General features: G+C 53.2%; 19 protein-coding genes. 9 read left to right on the forward strand and 10 right to left on the reverse strand.

Annotated features, from left to right (window positions below; translation table 11 throughout):
* Window positions 1–48: 48 nt before the first annotated feature.
* Window positions 49–999, reverse strand: a complete 951-nt coding sequence (locus Hfont_RS02945) for a TraB/GumN family protein (RefSeq protein WP_112990726.1) — start codon at window positions 997–999, stop codon at window positions 49–51.
* 40 nt (window positions 1000–1039) lie between these two features.
* Here Hfont_RS02945 and Hfont_RS02950 point away from each other — a divergent pair, with 40 nt between their 5' ends.
* From Hfont_RS02950 to pabB, 3 genes are all read left to right on the forward strand, one after another.
* Complete coding sequence (locus Hfont_RS02950; RefSeq protein ID WP_112990727.1) at window positions 1040–1765, forward strand: pyrimidine 5'-nucleotidase; 726 nt, start codon at window positions 1040–1042, stop codon at window positions 1763–1765.
* A 28-nt stretch (window positions 1766–1793) separates the two neighbouring features.
* Window positions 1794–2369 (forward strand): nucleoid occlusion factor SlmA, encoded by a 576-nt coding sequence (slmA, locus tag Hfont_RS02955; RefSeq protein ID WP_112990728.1) that lies wholly within the window; start codon window positions 1794–1796, stop codon window positions 2367–2369.
* Window positions 2370–2473: 104 nt separating this feature from the next.
* Window positions 2474–4336, forward strand: coding sequence for an aminodeoxychorismate synthase component I (gene pabB, locus Hfont_RS02960; protein ID WP_112990729.1), 1863 nt, complete (start codon window positions 2474–2476; stop codon window positions 4334–4336).
* Between the two features lie 24 nt (window positions 4337–4360).
* Here pabB and Hfont_RS02965 read toward each other — a convergent pair whose 3' ends face one another.
* From Hfont_RS02965 to Hfont_RS02975, 3 genes are all read right to left on the reverse strand, one after another.
* Complete coding sequence (locus Hfont_RS02965) at window positions 4361–5644, reverse strand: sensor histidine kinase (RefSeq protein WP_241522988.1); 1284 nt, start codon at window positions 5642–5644, stop codon at window positions 4361–4363.
* Window positions 5637–6356 (reverse strand): response regulator, encoded by a 720-nt coding sequence (locus Hfont_RS02970; RefSeq protein ID WP_241522989.1) that lies wholly within the window; start codon window positions 6354–6356, stop codon window positions 5637–5639. The genes Hfont_RS02965 and Hfont_RS02970 overlap by 8 nt, the downstream gene beginning before the upstream one ends.
* A gap of 173 nt (window positions 6357–6529) precedes the next feature.
* The gene (locus tag Hfont_RS02975) at window positions 6530–7150 is read right to left on the reverse strand and encodes a Spy/CpxP family protein refolding chaperone (RefSeq protein WP_112990730.1); all 621 of its coding nucleotides are present in this window, start codon (window positions 7148–7150) and stop codon (window positions 6530–6532) included.
* A gap of 308 nt (window positions 7151–7458) precedes the next feature.
* Between Hfont_RS02975 and Hfont_RS02980 the strand changes: the two genes are divergently transcribed.
* Window positions 7459–8262 (forward strand): type IV pili methyl-accepting chemotaxis transducer N-terminal domain-containing protein, encoded by an 804-nt coding sequence (locus Hfont_RS02980; protein WP_112990731.1) that lies wholly within the window; start codon window positions 7459–7461, stop codon window positions 8260–8262.
* 85 nt (window positions 8263–8347) lie between these two features.
* Here the strand turns inward: Hfont_RS02980 and Hfont_RS02985 are convergent, their stop codons facing one another.
* The 4 genes from Hfont_RS02985 to gpmA all read right to left on the reverse strand — a co-directional run bounded on the left by Hfont_RS02985 (window position 8348) and on the right by gpmA (window position 12918).
* Window positions 8348–9100 carry a HesA/MoeB/ThiF family protein gene (locus Hfont_RS02985; protein ID WP_112990732.1) on the reverse strand — a complete coding sequence of 251 codons (753 nt, stop codon included), beginning with the start codon at window positions 9098–9100 and terminating at the stop codon, window positions 8348–8350.
* Window positions 9101–9227: 127 nt separating this feature from the next.
* Window positions 9228–10703: a S41 family peptidase gene (locus Hfont_RS02990; RefSeq protein WP_112990733.1), complete on the reverse strand. Its 1476-nt coding sequence runs from the start codon at window positions 10701–10703 to the stop codon at window positions 9228–9230.
* 2 nt (window positions 10704–10705) lie between these two features.
* The gene (locus Hfont_RS02995; protein ID WP_112991671.1) at window positions 10706–12091 is read right to left on the reverse strand and encodes a murein hydrolase activator EnvC family protein; all 1386 of its coding nucleotides are present in this window, start codon (window positions 12089–12091) and stop codon (window positions 10706–10708) included.
* Window positions 12092–12171: 80 nt separating this feature from the next.
* On the reverse strand, window positions 12172–12918 hold the full coding sequence (gene gpmA / locus Hfont_RS03000; RefSeq protein WP_112990734.1) for a 2,3-diphosphoglycerate-dependent phosphoglycerate mutase: 747 nt from the start codon (window positions 12916–12918) through the stop codon (window positions 12172–12174).
* A gap of 106 nt (window positions 12919–13024) precedes the next feature.
* On the opposite strand from gpmA, the gene Hfont_RS03005 reads away from it, so the two are divergent.
* The 5 genes from Hfont_RS03005 (at window position 13025) to Hfont_RS03025 (ending at window position 15947) form a co-directional block, all read left to right on the forward strand.
* Window positions 13025–13426, forward strand: coding sequence for a rhodanese-like domain-containing protein (locus tag Hfont_RS03005; RefSeq protein WP_112990735.1), 402 nt, complete (start codon window positions 13025–13027; stop codon window positions 13424–13426).
* Window positions 13427–13461: 35 nt separating this feature from the next.
* On the forward strand, window positions 13462–13722 hold the full coding sequence (gene grxC / locus Hfont_RS03010; protein ID WP_112990736.1) for a glutaredoxin 3: 261 nt from the start codon (window positions 13462–13464) through the stop codon (window positions 13720–13722).
* Between the two features lie 107 nt (window positions 13723–13829).
* Window positions 13830–14324: a protein-export chaperone SecB gene (secB, locus tag Hfont_RS03015; protein ID WP_112990737.1), complete on the forward strand. Its 495-nt coding sequence runs from the start codon at window positions 13830–13832 to the stop codon at window positions 14322–14324.
* 87 nt (window positions 14325–14411) lie between these two features.
* Window positions 14412–14861, forward strand: coding sequence for an SH3 domain-containing protein (locus Hfont_RS03020; protein ID WP_112990738.1), 450 nt, complete (start codon window positions 14412–14414; stop codon window positions 14859–14861).
* Between the two features lie 90 nt (window positions 14862–14951).
* Window positions 14952–15947, forward strand: a complete 996-nt coding sequence (locus tag Hfont_RS03025; protein WP_112990739.1) for an NAD(P)H-dependent glycerol-3-phosphate dehydrogenase — start codon at window positions 14952–14954, stop codon at window positions 15945–15947.
* A 72-nt stretch (window positions 15948–16019) separates the two neighbouring features.
* Here Hfont_RS03025 and Hfont_RS03030 read toward each other — a convergent pair whose 3' ends face one another.
* The gene (locus Hfont_RS03030; RefSeq protein WP_112990740.1) at window positions 16020–16352 is read right to left on the reverse strand and encodes a cupin domain-containing protein; all 333 of its coding nucleotides are present in this window, start codon (window positions 16350–16352) and stop codon (window positions 16020–16022) included.
* 156 nt (window positions 16353–16508) lie between these two features.
* Window positions 16509–16727 (reverse strand): hypothetical protein, encoded by a 219-nt coding sequence (locus Hfont_RS03035; RefSeq protein WP_421800974.1) that lies wholly within the window; start codon window positions 16725–16727, stop codon window positions 16509–16511.
* Window positions 16728–16745: the final 18 nt, after the last annotated feature.

Consider the following 16745-nt stretch of genomic DNA (forward strand, 5'->3'; position numbering starts at 1 on the left):
GGCGTCGACAGGATATTTGTCGCGCTGTGCGCTAACGAGAATATCGACTCAATACAATTTCTCGACTTTATAGCCGCGCTGTTGCAACAAGGCAGGCACACCTTGAGCGCCGATCAAATGCAATGCACCGACCGCGACAAAAGTCCTTTTGTCGGTTTTCAATAGCGCTTCAATCTTGTTTGCCATATTCGGATTGCGCTCATCCAGCAGTACGCGCTGCAAGAATTTTGCTGAAGTTGATACTTCGTTTTGCATCTCTATCAGTGCAGCTTCCAAAGCCTGGTTGTCTGCATGTTGCCAGGCGGTGATCAAACTTAGTCCTTTCCTGATAGCGCTGCCGTCTGCCAACTGCGCGAGATTTTCCTGCAGATATTCTTCCTGTTGCGCATCGCTCAGGCCGTTGAATAGCGAGAGTTGGTAGTCGGCAGTTTCCAGCTGCTGTACGGCTTTATTCTCTTTTTGTGCGACAGACAGAAAATACAGTTCTATACCTTGTTCGGTCGGGTATCCGGCGCGCGCCATTTCTTGCACGATCAGCAGGTTGGTCACCATCCAGGGTTTCATTCTTGCTACGTTTTCAAAGGGAATGCCGGCGACTTGCAAGGCTAGCTTGAGTTTTTCCAGACTGCCTGCCGACAGGTATTGGGCGATGGTTTGCCCATCAGGATAAATGCCATGTCGCATGACGGCTTGTTGCAGCATTGCGGTGTCGCGAATATCGGCTTCCAGCACCAGTGTGTCGGCTGTCGACAAGGCGCGTGTCACTTGTGGTTCGAGTGGGTAGAATGCTGCTTGTCCGACGTGGACGGTGCCGAACAGATAACTGGTGTTGCCGCGATGGCTGACGCGGTATAGCACGCCACGATTTGGCGCCGTCGATTTGTGTACGTTTTCTGTCGGATTTTTGAGTGCAGTGTTATCAGCGCGATTGTCCGCGTGCGCGAACGAGAAGAAGCAACTGAACAGTAGACTTACAACAAGAACGAAATGACGATGCATGTAACTCCTTTTTCTATGCTGATAATGCGATCACTGCATCATGCGTAAGCTGACCTGGTTGTTCGATCTGGACAATACGCTGCACGATGCGTCGCATGCGATTTTCCCGGCAATCAATCTCAATATGAATGCCTTCATCGCACAGGTGCTGCACAAAGGCGGTTTTCCGGCAGACGATGCTGCGGTGAATGCTGCGCGTGTCGCTTACTGGCAGCGCTACGGCGCCACCTTGCTCGGTATGGTAAATCATCATCAAGTGCGGCCTGAGGATTTCTTGCGTGAGGCGCATCAGTTCGATGATTTGGCGACGATGATACGCGCGGAACGAGGTTTGGGAAAATTGTTGCGCAGGCTTCCCGGTCGTAAAATCCTGCTGACGAATGCGCCGCGACGTTATTCGCGCGATGTCTTGCGGCATCTTGGTTTGCACAGGCATTTCGCCAAACACATACCGATAGAGGCGATGCGCGTGCATGGCCATTTGCGTCCCAAGCCATCGAAGCAGATGCTGCGCAAGCTGCTCGCGCGTGAGCGCATTGCGGCGCGTGATTGCATATTGGTCGAGGACACTGTCGCGCATTTAAAAGGCGCGAAGGAGCTGGGCATGCACACAGCCTGGATAACGCAATATCTGGCCAGCGATTCGATCAAAGGCGGCACAACTGGCACGCACGCAACAGTCGCGAGCACAAAACGCCCTATTTATGTCGATGTCAAAGTAAAATCCGTTGGGCAACTATTCAGGAAGTTGCACCGACTGCGCTAGTCCGATTGCTTACCTACCTATAAAAAATATGGCAACCACCAAACCAGGCGAACGCAAGCTGCAAATACTTCAGACACTGGCGACGATGCTGGAGCAGCCCAAGGGAGAAAAAATCACGACGGCAGCCTTGGCTGCGCGTGTAGAAGTTTCGGAGGCTGCCTTGTATAGACATTTCGCCAGCAAGGCGCAAATGTTCGAAGGCTTGATCGAGTTCATCGAATCGACCGTGTTCGGCTTGATCAACAAGATCACCGAGCAACAGGATAACGGCTTGTCGCAAGTGCAGGCGATTGTCGGCATGCTGTTGAACTTTGCCGAACGTAATCCGGGCATGACGCGTGTGATGATAGGCGATGCACTGGTCAATGAAGATGAGCGTCTGCAACTACGCATGAATCAATTCATCGAGCGCATAGAGCTGGCGATCAAGCAGGCGCTGCGTGTCGCGGCCAGTCAGGGTCAGGCGAGCGAAGCAGAAGTCGCCGCGCGCGCCAATCTGATTGCGAGTGCAGTACTGGGGCATTGGCAGCGTTATGCCAAGACCGGCTTCAAGCAAAATCCATCCACTTACGCCTCGGCGCAGATCGCGTTGTTGCTGGCTTAATATCCTGCTCATCGTCGGTTGGTGCAAGCCGACTGACGACTCCGGCAAGCTCTTGCCGCTTGGTCGTACAATAGCGGCTTGCCCAGCATTGCTCGCCCTGACTTATGTCCCTGTTTGTTCCCGCAGCTCCATCCTCCGACTGCTTTGCTCTGCTCGACGATTCCGATGCAAGCGCGGCAGATCCGCGCTCGCGACTCTATTCCTCACATATAGGCACTCTGATCTGCGAGAGTGCAGATCAATTTCCAACCATGTTGCAACAGATGCAGCAGGCTTTGCGGCAAGGCCAGTTCGCGGTCAGCCTGTTTTCCTATGAGCTTGGTGCCGCCATGCATGGCATTGCTCCGCACGCAGGTAGCTTGGATGCGATGGAACTACCTTTGGCAGAAGTTTTGCTGTTTGAGCGTTGCGACACACTTTCCGCCGGACAGGTGAGTGCATGGCTTGCACGGCATAAATCCTCATCACCGGCCGGGATTGCGAATGTGCATGCGGATATAACTGAAGAAGCATTCGATAGTGCACTGGCACGCATACATGATTACATCGCAGCAGGCGATACCTACCAGGTCAATTACACCTATCGTCTGCGCTTCGATGCGTATGGTTCCGTGCATGCGCTATATCGCCGTCTGCGTGAACGTCAGCCAGTGCCGTATGGCGCGTTGATCGTGTTGCCGGATGACCGTGCGGTTCTGTCCTTATCGCCGGAATTATTTGTGCGGCATGATGATGGTGTGCTGACTGTACGTCCAATGAAGGGCACAGCTGCTGCCAGCGGTAACGCGCAGCAGGATGAAGCTTCCGCACATGCTTTGGCCGCCGACCCAAAAAATCGCGCAGAAAATTTGATGATCGTCGATCTGTTGCGCAACGATCTGGGACGTATCGCCGAAGTGGGTACTGTGGTCGTCGATAAACTGTTCGATGTGCAGCGTTACAGCAGCGTGCTGCAAATGACATCGACCGTGCATGCGCAACTGCGCGACGGCATTGCGCTGCCTGAGATATTCGACGCTTTGTATCCTTGCGGTTCGATTACCGGTGCGCCCAAGCATAGAACGATGCAAATCATTCGCGAGCTGGAAGCCAACCCGCGCGGTATTTATACCGGTGCGATAGGCTGGTTCGATCCACCGCAGTCGGCACGTGTCGTCGGCAATTTCTGTTTGTCCGTGCCTATCCGCACCTTGCAATTGCAGGCGCAAGACGAACTGCAAATTCGGCCGGGCGAAATGGGCGTGGGCGCAGGCATTGTGCATGACAGTGTGGCTTTGGCTGAATATGAAGAATGCCGTCTCAAGGCAGGTTTCTTGATCAATATGCCTGCCGAGTTTGAATTGTTTGAAACCATCTATGCGACGCGCGCTGACGGTTGCCGTTATCTGGACAGGCACTTGCAGCGCTTGCGCGCTTCAGCGGAGTATTTCGGTTTCGCCTCCGATGAAGCCAAGATACGCAAGGCTTTGCATGATGTCTGCTCGCAATTTCCTGAGGCGATGCCATATCGCCTGCGTCTTGCCTTGCAATCTGAAGGTACTTACGCCATTCAAACTGCACCCTTATCGGCAATAACAAGTCCGGTAAAAATTCTGTTGGCACAGACAGCAACAGATGCAGCTGACCTCTTCTTGCGACACAAGAGCACGATCAGAACCAGCTACGATGCGGCATGGCGCGCGGCCGAGCAGCAGGGCGCCTTCGATCAATTGTTTTGCAATGAAGAAGGCCAATTGACGGAAGGCGGGCGCAGCACAGTGTTCGTCAAACTGGATGGGCAGTGGTACACGCCACCTTTGAGCGTAGGAGTTTTACCCGGCGTGATGCGCGCGGTATTGCTGGAAGACACTGCGTGGAATGCAGAAGAAAAGGTATTAAGCCTGAACGACTTGCGCAGGGCAGAAGAGGTCATGGTTTGCAATGCCTTGCGTGGCGCATTGCCGGCAACGATCGTCTGGAATAACTGAACAAACGATCGTTGCTGCGCAAATTTATGCCGGCAAGCTCACGTTGAAACAACTGCCGGGTTCGCTACGCGCGACACAAGTAACCTCGCCGCCATGCCGGCGTGCGATTTGGCGCACCAGACTTAAACCCAGGCCGACACCACCTTCACGCTCGCTGGCACCGGCAACACGATAGAAGGGTTCGAAGATTTTTTCACGTTCTGTAGCCGGAACGCCGGGTCCACCATCGCATACCTGCAGCAAAACACTATTCCCGCGTATCGACAAGCTCACGTCTATCGGTGTGCCATTGCCATAGCGCTTGGCATTTTCCAGCAGATTGCGCACCATGCGGCGCAACAGACGCGCATCGCCGGCTAGTTCAATCGCCTGTGCATCCAGCTGTGCATCGAGGCGTGCACACTCTTCCGCCACCAGTGCAGTCAGATCGATTTTTTCAAATGCCTGTGCAGTGTCGGCCGTCGCATCGAGTCGGCTGGCGAGCAAAATTTCATCAATCAATTGATCGAGCTCGCCTATATTGCGTTTCAGTTCGCTACGTATTTCCGGTTGCGCCTCGCTACCCATCAATTCGATCGCCATGCGTATGCGTGCCAATGGTGAACGCAACTCGTGTGACGCATTCGCCAGCAAGGCTTTTTGCGCATCGACCAATGCTTCGATGCGTGCGGCCGAACGGTTGAAGCTGGTTGCCAGCCGCCCGACTTCATCCTTGCCCTCGACTGCAATCCGTGTCGATAACTGACCTGCGCCCAGAGCTTCTACGCTGGTTTGCAGACGCTCCAGGCGACGTGTCAAACGACGCACGATGGGATAAGAGCCTATACCTATCGCCAAGCCTATCAAGATCAGCGTGGTGAAAAAACTGAAAGGTGGTTTGCGTCGTCCCGGATGCTGGCCGACCAGCCATCTATCATCCGGCAATTTGACTGCAAAGACGGGCGGGCCGCCACCCATCCAGCCGCTGGTAACTTGCGTATCGTCCAGCGGCGGTAATTCGCGTCCGGCCGAGGCGATTTTTTCACGTTTGGCCGAGTACAAAGTCAGGTCTGCGCGCATGCGTGATTGCCAGCGCGTGAGTGCCTGCTGCTGTTCTTCGTTACTTGCTTCGGGTGGTGGTAATACGTCGGAGGCAATCGCCGCAAAGGATTCCAGACTCGGGCCGATCTGGCGTGAATCTGCATTCATGCGCCACGCGGCAGCGAACAATAAACCAGCCACAGTAAGGCTGATCAGCATCGCCAGATAAATGCGTACGTAAAGCCGGTGCGACCAGCTGAAACGCGATTGTGTTGCTGGTTCAGACATCTTGCGCCTTTGCGAATACATAGCCTGCGCCGCGTACGGTAATGATGCGCTTCGGCTGTTTTGGGTCGTCTTCAATTGCGGCGCGCAAGCGGCCTATGTGCACGTCTATCGATCTATCGAAGGCTTCCAGCGGTTCGCCCTTGACGGCATCCATCAATTGTTCACGCGATAAAACGCGTCCCGCACGATCAGCCATCGCTGCCAGCAGATTGAATTGATAGGCAGTCACCGGCTTGTCTTGATCATCGAGGCGAATCACGCGTGCATCCAGATCGATTTCCAAACGGCCGAAACGCAATACGCGGTCGGCGTTAGTGGCCACGCCTTGTTGACGGCGCAACACGGCGCGCAGTCTTGCCAGTAATTCGCGCGGTTCAAACGGTTTGGGTATGTAATCGTCTGCGCCGAGTTCAAGTCCGACCACTCTATCCATAGGATCGCCTTTGGCGGTCAGCATGACGATGGGCAGTGCACCGGTTGGTTGCGGCTGCGCGCGTATCTGACGGCAAACATCGAGACCGTCCGCATCCGGCAGCATCAGATCCAGCAGCACAATCGCGAACGCTTGCGTGGCATCGGCTTGCTGCAATTGTTGCAAGCCATCCTTGGCCGTCGCGCTGTGCTGCACGTCGAACCCATTCTGGTTCAGGTATGTTGCGACCATGCTGGCGAGGCGTTGGTCGTCTTCTATCATCAGTAGGCGTTGTGTCATCTTGTTAGTGTAATTCCATTTCGTAATCAAAACGATGTCGTGTTGCCCGGTTCCGCTGGTATGCGTTCGATGCGATTGCGGAATGAAATAATGTGGTGAATCACTAAAAGAACCAAAAGCGCCAGCACGACCGATCATCCGGTCGTGCTGGCGCGTGCACTGCAAATGATCGCTTACGGTTTTGCTGCTGGTGCCGGACCGCGACCTTCGCCGTTTCCAGGGCGTTGATCGTGGTGTGGTCCATGACCTCTATGACCAAAGCCATGACCGCGTTTGCCAATTTCTTCCGCAGCTTTCACACGTTGTGCAGGTGTCAGCACTTCGGCTGCATCGGCAAATGCCTGTGTGACGCGACGTGAGCGCTGGTCAGCCAATTGCTGTTGCGTTAGACGGACTTGTTCAAGCGCATTGCGATCTATCGTCGGTTGAGCCAGCAACTTCACGCCTTGCGCACGTGCTTCGCGGTTTTTTTCCTGGATTGGACGCAAGTCATTGAAGGCTGCTTTTGCAATGGCGTTGAGTTTGGTTTTTTGTTCCGCGGTCGCATCTGGCACCAAACGTTTCAGCATGTGCTGCATGCGTTTTTCTGCATGTGCAGGATCCATTTTTCCGTGCGGACCGAAGTGGCGTTCAGCTTGCGCTGTTTGCGGAGCCTGGCCTTCTTGCGCGTAGCTGACGCCGACGATGGAAAGAGCGCTGACCAGAGCAGCACCGGCGGTAATCATGATCATGCGGCGGCCGCGTGAGCTACTTTTCACCAGAGCCGATTTCTTGCTTGGGATTTGCTTGTTCATTCAAAACTCCTTTGTGTATCAAGTGGTGCCTGCTGTGTTTCGCAGGCATGTAGCTACTGTAGTTCTGCTCTGTTGCGGTCACGCTAGCGAGCGGTAAAGTTATGTAAAGGTGCTCGCCCGTCTTTGTTGGTGCAAGGGCATGCCGACCAAGCTTGATCACGCACCAATTTGGCGATGGCTGGGGAGTGATGGGTTGGGGTTCGTATTGTGTGGGAGGGTGCCGCTGGCACATCTTTTGCAGTCAGATATCTATGCCGGTCCTGCCTCGTTACGCGATTCGACTGCAGCCCTAAATAATAAGGAAAAAAATGAACAGGCGTCACTTTCTCCAAGCCAGTTTGGCTACCAGCGCGAGTTTGCTGGTATTTCCCACCGCTTATGCGGATGGGCCCATCACGCACATTAATGATGCCATCAATAAATCCGGCCGCCAGCGCATGCTGTCGCAGCGCTTGGCCAAGAGTTATTTGCAGATTGGCCAGTCTATCGATTTGATGCGTTCGAAAAAAGTATTCAGTGCTTCCGTTGCGCTGTTTGAGCGTCAACTCGTTGAGCTGGAGGTATATGCCCCGACGTCGGAGAATAAGGTGACGTTGGCGGATCTGAGAAAGGCTTGGGCAACTTACAAGACCATGTTGGTGAGCAATACACCGAATCGTCAGGATGCGAAAGCGATCATGGTGGTCAATGAGCAAGTCCTGGCATTGGCACATGCCTCCACGGTTCAACTGGAAAAATCATCCGGTTCGGTGGCGGCGCGACTGGTCAATATTTCGGGGCGTCAGCGCATGTTGTCGCAACGTATGGCGAAGTTTTATCAAGCAATCAATTGGGGTGTCGCCTCGTCCGATGCGTTGATCAATCTGGCCAAGGCGCGAGACGAATTTTTGCTGGCGATGACGGAGTTATACAGTTCACCCAAGAATACGCCAGCCATCAATGCAGAAATCATGCTGGCGCAACAGCAATGGTTCTTCTTCGATCAAGCCTTGAAGAGCAGTGCCGATAGTGTGGAAACCAAGGTGCGTTTTGCGACGAATGTGGCAACTACCAGCGAACGTATTCTGGAAACAATGGACAGGATTACAGGGATGTACGAGCAACTGGCTTAAAGCGTGAATGTCGAGTTTGAGTTGTAGTGAGGCTGCAACTCAAACTGTTTTGCCGGTTTACTTGTAGCTGAATGAATATCTGAATTTAGTGCGTATACCCGCAGACGCTGCAGCTGGCATTGCGTGCAAACTTGATACTGCTCCATTCCATCGTGCGCGCATCGAGCAACAGCAGGCGACCGGACAACGATTCACCTATGCCTGCAACGACCTTCAATGCTTCAGCAGCTTGCATGCTGCCTATGATGCCAACCAGCGGCGCGAATACACCCATGGTGCCGCAATTCACTTCTTCAAATTGCTGATCTTCCGGGAACAGGCAGGAATAGCAGGGCGCGTTTTCATCGCGCTTGTCGAACACGCTGATCTGGCCGTCGAACTTGATCGCTGCGCCAGAAATCAGTGGCACGCGATTCGCAACGCAGGCGCGATTGACTGCATGCCGCGTGGCGAAATTGTCGCTGCAATCCAATACCACCGATGCATTGCGCACCAGTTCATCCAGGCGTTCGCCGGATACACGTTCCTTCAATGCGACAATCTGTATGGTCGGATTGATTTCATTCAGCGTCTGCTCTCCCGATAAAACCTTGGCTTGCCCGACGCGTTCTGTGGTGTGCAGAATCTGGCGTTGCAGATTGGTCAGGTCAACTGTGTCATCGTCGACCAGCGTAATGGTGCCTATGCCGGCCGAGGCGAGATAGAACGCGGCAGGAGAACCCAAACCGCCTGCACCTATGATCAATGCATGCGCGGCCAACAACTTCTCCTGGCCTTCGATATCGATTTCATCGAGCAGAATGTGGCGCGAGTAACGCAGTAATTGTTGATCGTTCATAAGGAATCCGTGTTGCTTAATAAAAGGCGCATGGGTCACACATCATTTACAGAACGGGTGTGAAAAAACACCTTGTTGCAATCAAAAAAAGCCGCATCGCTGCGGCCTTTTTTGCGAATGCTGGCGACTATTTCTTGACGTCGGTTTTCGGTTCAGTTTTTGAATCTGTTTTTGGCTGGTTGATGCCCGCTTCTTTATTCACTTCGACTTTTGCTTTCGAAAGAATCACAGGCAAGCCTTTCAAATGATTCAGCGCTTGCGCCAACTGGAAGTCGTCTTTGCTGCCGAATTCCAGCGGTTTGCGTTTTTTCTCCAGCGCGGCGATGCGTTGCTCTTCTTCCAGTTCATCAACCGCAGGACGCGCTTCAGCTTCCTTGTCCTTGTCGTTGGTCAGATGCTTTTGCAGATCGGCTTCACGCAGACGCAAGCCATTCAAGACATCGCCTTCTGCGGTTTCATCCACCATCAGATCAGGCACGATACCTTTGGCTTGAATCGAACGGCCGCTAGGCGTGTAATAGCGCGCTGTCGTCAACTTGACGGCGGTGTCTGCAGAAAGCTGACGTATGGTTTGTACCGAGCCCTTGCCGAAGGTTTGCGTGCCCATGATGGTGGCGCGCTTGTAATCCTGCAATGCGCCGGCCACGATTTCAGAGGCAGAAGCAGAGCCGGAGTTGACCAAGACCACCATAGGGATTTTCTTGATCGCATCAGGCAGCTTTGCGAGTGGATCGCCGACTGCACGCGTTGCATAGAATTCGCGACGTGCGTAGAAGCTGGCTTTGGAATCCGGCAATTGACCATTGGTCGAAGTAACGACCACGTCTTTCGGCAGGAAGGCAGCAGAAACGCCAATCGCACCCGGTAACACGCCGCCCGGATCGTTACGCAGATCCAGTACCAGACCTTTCAGATTAGGGTCTTGCGCGTACAGCGCGGCGATTTTTTTCGCCATGTCATCTACCGTCGGTTCCTGGAATTGCGCGACGCGCAGCCATGCATAACCAGGTTCCACGATTTTGGATTTCACGCTTTGTACGCGAATTTCCTGACGTGTGATCGTGATGATGATCGGTTTGTCTTCGTCTTTGCGCGCAATCGTCAGCGTGATTTTTGTGTTCGGCTCACCGCGCATCTTTTTGACGGCTTCGTCCAGCGTCAAGCCTTTGACCGGCGTGGAATCCAGACGCGTGATCAGATCGCCAGCCTTGATGCCGGCACGATACGCAGGTGAATCCTCGATAGGCGAAATGACTTTGACGTAGCCGTCTTCCATGCCGACTTCAATTCCGAGGCCGACAAACTTGCCTTGCGTACCTTCACGCAATTCCTTGAATGCTTTTTTATCAAGATAAGCTGAATGTGGATCCAGTGACGAGACCATGCCCGAAATCGCTTCGGTCAGCAGCTTTTTATCATCGACCGGTTCAACGTAATCCGATTTGATGAGACCGAATACATCAGCCAACTGCCGCAATTCCTCGAGTGGCAAAGGATTGCCAGCACTTTTCTGTGCCATTGCATCCAGCTGTGTACCCATGCCGATCGCGCCGGCAACCATGCCTAAACCGATCAATCCGATATTCTTGAGTTTCGTTCCCATGCTCACCTAATAGTTACCCAACCAAGTGGGTCAAACGCGCGACCTTGGTGTCGCATTTCAAAGTATAAACCTGATTGTTCATTGCCGCCGCTATTACCTGTGCTGGCAATGACTTCGCCAGGTTTGACGGCATCGCCAGCGTGTTTCAAAACAGACTGATTATTGCCGTAAATCGTCATGTACTGGCTGCCATGATCAACAATGATCAAATTGCCAAAGCCGCGTAGCCATTCGGCAAAAATGACGCGACCGGCGGCAATGGCTTTGACTTCCGTGCCTTCTTCGGCGCGTATGAACAAGCCTTTCCAAGTTGGTCCTTCACCGCGTTTGCTGCCGAATTTGGCGGTTACATCACCGCGGATAGGTAACCGCAGTTTGCCGCGCAAGGCAGCGAATGCTCCATCTTGGATGCCGGCGTCGGGAGTGAGTTCCGGGGTTATTTGATTACGGGCGAGCGCCGGGGATGCTTTTTCGCGTCTAGGTGCTTCGTCGTCTTCAATCGCATTCGGATTGGCAATTTTTCCGCTGGACGTTTTGTCATCCGGCGTGCCACGTTTTTTTGCCTGTGCCAAACGTTTTTCGCGCTCTTCTCGTTCGCGTGCGGCACGTTCCTGTTTGCGTTTTTCTGCAGCGGCAGCTTCTGCCTTGCGTTGTTCTTGCATTAACACAGCCAGTTTATCAACCAGGCTCGAGAGTCGTTTTTCGTCGCGTTCTATGTTGCCGATTTCTTTGCGTTGAGTGACGAGCTTGCTGGATAGTTGCGCGAGCAGAGTGGCGCGTTGCGCTTTTTCTTTTTGCAGGATCGCGTGTTGATCGCGCGCGTCTGCAGCGATTTCATCGAGTTCTTCCTTGGCGTTGAGTACGTCTGCCTGATTGTCTGCGATCGCTTGCAGATTGGCGCGCAGGGATTCGATCAGTGTGGCTTGCGCGCGCGAGACATAGCCCATGTATTGCAGTTCGCGATTGATGCGATTGGGGTTGTCACCGGACAGTAGTAATTTGATGCGGTCTTCATTGCCGGCGATATATTGCTCGCGTAGCAATTTGGCGAGCTGACGTTGCTGCGCTTCGACAATTTTCTTCAATTCGCTTTGCTGGCTGGATAAATCCTTGAGCCTGGCTTCGGTTTTTCGTTGTTCTTCGGACAAATCGCGCAAATTGCGTTGTGCATCCGATATCGCTTCTTCCGACTTGGCCAGAGCGTCAGCGGCTGAGCTCTTGGCGGTTTCTGTCTTGTCTATGCTGCGCTTGAGCGTAGTCAGTTTTTGGCGCAGATCGGCGCGCTCGCTTTCAGCGATCTTTTTTTGTTTGCTTCTATCAGTCGTTTTTTGCGCGTATGCATCGGCATGTGCGCCGGCAAACAGCGTCAGCAAAACGAGCAAAAGCATGCCCGTCAATCGTTGTTGTTGACCGACGGGTATGCGCGAATTGCGTGTGATGGATGATAAAAACGAAATCGGCACGGAGTTTATAGTGTCGGTCCGTGGCTGGCGGCGGCTTTGACGGCAGCTGCCAGCGATGCCTGATCGCCCAGGTAATAATGACGTATCGGTTTCAGATTTTCATCCAGTTCATAGACGATAGGGCGACCGTTTGGAATGCTGAGCGACACGATGTCTTGATCGCTGATGCCATCGAGAATCTTGATCAGCGCGCGCAAGCTGTTGCCGTGGGCGGAGATGATGATTTTCTTGCCGGCACGTATCGAGGGGGCTATGGTGTCGTTCCAGTAAGGTTCTACGCGCTGCAAGGTGTCTTTCAGGCATTCACCCAGTGGAATTTCTTCACGCTTCAAACCGACATAGCGCGGATCATCGTACATCGTGCGCGGATCGTCCTCGGCCAGCAGTTTAGGCGGGGTATCGTAGCTGCGACGCCATTGCAGAACCTGATCGGCACCATACTTCTTCGCCGTTTCTGCCTTGTTCATGCCTTGCAGCGCGCCGTAATGGCGTTCGTTCAGGTGCCAGTCGCAGACGACTGGTATCCACATCAGATCCATTTCGTCGAGCGTGATCCACATGGTGCGTATCGCGCGCTTCAATACTGACGAATAAGCAAGATCGAAGGTAAAACCTGCTTCACGCAGCAGTTGGCCGGCGTGCTTTGCTTCAGCACAACCTTTTTCAGTCAAATCGACATCGGCCCAGCCGGTAAAGCGATTATCGAGGTTCCATGTGGACTCGCCGTGGCGCATCAATACGATTTTGTACATGGTTCTAATAGGTAAGTAATGGTTTTTTGATGCAAAATGCCGAATCCGAATTGTATTCGGTCTTCTATTTTATAATGCGAACATTCTTTCTACTCATTGGAACAACGTGAAATTCATCATTGATAACATTTTTCTGATTGGCATCGTACTGGTATCCGGCGGCGCATTGGTTATGCACACACTGCAACGCGTTGGTGCAAAAGTTACTCCGTTACAGGCAACCCAGATCATTAATCAGGGAAAAACCCTGATTCTCGACGTCAGAACTGCAGATGAATTTGCTGCCGGTCACATCCGTGACGCGAAAAACATTCCATTGAAAGAATTGAAAGCACGTATTGCCGAGCTGGAAAAATTCAAGGAGCGTCCGGTGATTGTTGTTTGTGCCAAGGGATTGAAATCCGCAAAAGCAACCGCACAACTGAAGAAAGCCGGCTACAACGAAGCCGCTAGTTTACTCGGTGGCTTGGATGCATGGCAATCGCAAGGTCTGCCTGTCAGCAAATAAGTATCAAGTAACTCACAGGTTAATAAGGAAAAATTATGACTGCGCATGTGACGATGTATAGCACGGGTGTTTGCCCTTATTGCACGATGGCGGAACGTCTGTTGACTGCCAAAGGCATCGCCAGTATTGAAAAAATCCGTGTCGATCTCGATCCTGCGCAGCGTGCTGCGATGATGGAAAAAACCGGTCGCCGCACGGTGCCGCAGATTTATGTCGGTGATACGCATGTCGGTGGTTTCGACGATTTGAACGCGCTGGAACGTGCGGGCAAGCTGGATGCTTTATTACAGGCTTGATACGCCTGGCTTGATGCGCGCCGGCGATGCGGCATCTGCAAATGAATAAACGGTAACTGTTCGGAGGGCTGATCGCCCTCCATTTTTAATCTGACTGAAAGTGCTTCATGGCTGACGAAAATCTGCAACCTGTATTCCAGATCCAACGTGTTTACCTGAAAGATCTGTCGCTGGAACAACCTAATTCGCCGGCAATTTTCCTTGAACAAGAATCGCCTGAAATTGAAGTGGCGGTTGATGTAGGTGCAGAACAAATCGCTGACGGCATTTTTGAGTCGACCGTCACGATTACGGTTACTGCAAAAATCAAGGACAAGATCGCGTTTTTGGTAGAGGGCAAACAAGCCGGTATTTTCGAAGCGCGCAACATCCCTGACGAACAACTCGATCCTTTGATCGGCATTGGTTGCCCAAGCACGATTTATCCATATCTGCGCGCGAATATCGCTGATGCGATCACCCGCGCGGGCTTCCCGCCTGTACATTTGACCGAAATCAATTTCGAAGTGTTCTATCAGCAGCGTCTGGCTGCAATGGCGCAGCAACAAGCCGAAAGCAGCTCCGGCATCGTGATGGCTGACGGTTCCATCGCAAAGCATTAATTCAAGCTCGTACAGTACGCGCCCGTTGCGATCCTGAATCAAGCGGGCGCGCTGCACTTTTACGAATAATGTCTTGAAGGTGATCGCATGAAATGGTCTTTCCCGGCTTATGCAGCACTGCTGATGTCAACACTGGCGGCGAGTGCCGCGCAGGCGGCTGAATTCAAATCGGTGGGTGCCAATCCTGCCGTTTTGTATAACGCGCCGTCGGAGCGCGGCCGCAAAATATTCATCGCACCACGTGGCATGCCGGTCGAAATCATTTTGACGCAAAACGGCTGGAGCAAAGTACGCGATGTGGCAGGCGATTTAGCGTGGATTGATGCATCGGCATTAAGCGCGAAACGCAATGTGATCGTCACTGCGGCCAATCTCAAACTGCATGCCACGGCGGAAGAAAATGCCGCTGTTGTGGTCACGGTTGATAAAGGCGTGCTGCTGGAATTGCTGGCGCCGCCAGCCGCCGGTTGGGTCAAACTGAAACACAGAGACGGGCCAAGCGGCTTTGCAAGAATTGCTGAAGTGTGGGGCGAGTAGTTACTATTCCTCGAGTGACAGCGCTGGCGATGAAGGCGTGATCAGCATTTTCAGTCTTCGATATTTAATCCTCTTAAACAAACTCTCTGCATGAATATCACAATACTAGGCGCGGGCGCATGGGGTACGGCTTTGGCGATGTCGCTGGCCGAAAGGCATGCGGTTGTGTTGTGGGGGCGCGATACTGCCGTCATGCAGGAAGCCGAACAGCGTCGTGAAAATTCTACTTATCTGCCAGGCTTCCGTTTGCCTGACCGCCTGTCTTTAAGTGCTGATTTCTCGGCAGCGATCGCGCATGCAGGTAGCGATGGTTTGCTCATAGTGGCGACCTCGCTGTCCGGTTTGCGTCCTTTGGCTGAACAGCTGAAGTCGCATGCGATTCCGAATATTGTCTGGTTGTGCAAAGGCTTTGAAGCCGACACGCATTTGCTGCCGCATCAGATTGTGCGCGAAGTGCTGGGCAAGGATATTCCTGCGGGCGCCTTGTCCGGCCCCTCGTTTGCGCAGGAAGTGGCGCAGGGCTTGCCATGTGCATTGGCGATTGCATCCGATAGCGCAGCCTTGCGTGAACTGGTTGTCGCTGCAGTGCACGGACCGAGCATCCGCGTCTATACGACCGACGACCTGATCGGCGTGGAGGTAGGCGGTGCAGTAAAAAATATTCTAGCGATTGCCACCGGCATTATCGATGGCCTCAAACTCGGCTTGAATGCGCGTGCTGCATTGATTACGCGCGGACTGGTGGAGATCACGCGCTTTGGCGTTGCATTAGGCGGGCGTGCCGAAACCTTCATGGGTTTGGCCGGCATGGGCGATTTGATTTTGACTTGCACCGGCGACCTGTCGCGTAACCGCAAGGTTGGCCTGGGTTTGGCGCAAGGGAAAAAACTGGAGCAGATCGTGACCGAGTTGGGACACGTTGCAGAAGGTGTGCGTTGCGCGCAAGCCGTGCGCGCATTGGCGATTAAACACGGCATAGACATGCCGATTACGCATGCGGTTGCCGCAGTCTTGTTTGACGGCGATTCACCGCGGGCAATGGTCGGACGACTATTGGCGCGCGATGCACGAGATGAAGCCGCCTGAACCAAAATTTTCACATATGCAACGCGGCGATCAATCTAGCTGTCTCAAAGTAGCAGCGTCAAAGTGACGGCATCAATGTTGCTGCAGCAACAGCGTTAACAAAACCGACGAATCTTCCAGCGCATGCAATGCATGCGGCTCACCGCCCGCCAGATAAACCAGTTCGCCCGCTTTCACGGTTTGCGTCTTCTGATGTGCGTGCAATTCAATCGCGCCTTCCAGGCACTGAATGGTGACTGCACCAGGAACGGAGTGTTCCGGCATGCCTTTGCCGCGTGGCAGCACCAGGCGCATCAATTCTAATTGTGGGGCTTTAAAAAGTGCGTTCGAAACGGATGCGGTAATCCGTGGACCTAAAGGCCGAACGTCGATCAACTGGCCGGATGTTGCGTGCGGTAGAGCCATTATCTTCTCCTCAACGTTGTTCCAGTGCGATCAGGGTTTGCATTTCTTGCTTTTGCGATCTCATCTTCGCGATTTCCCCCTTGTTATAACAAACAAATCGCGCCGAATCAATCGATTGGAAAATCACCAAGAACAGCTATGAGGAAGGTGAGCAATTTATTGCTCGTCGGGAGTAGATAGTTTTTTCTTCAACTGCAGTTTTTGGATTTGACGCTGCGCCGAGACGGATTTTTGATGCGGCCCGCCGACGCGTTGTCTTGCCGCGAGCGCGACGTGGTTGCGCGGTTTCAACGCCTGTTGCGACGGCTCTATGCGTATCGTCAGTTTTTGGCGCTTGGATAGCGCTTTATTGGCCATGATGTGAATGGCGCGCATGCGGTAATGCGCGCCTTT

The sequence above is a fragment of the Herminiimonas fonticola genome, from assembly GCF_003293745.1.
GTDB classification, from domain to species: domain Bacteria; phylum Pseudomonadota; class Gammaproteobacteria; order Burkholderiales; family Burkholderiaceae_D; genus Oxalicibacterium; species Oxalicibacterium fonticola.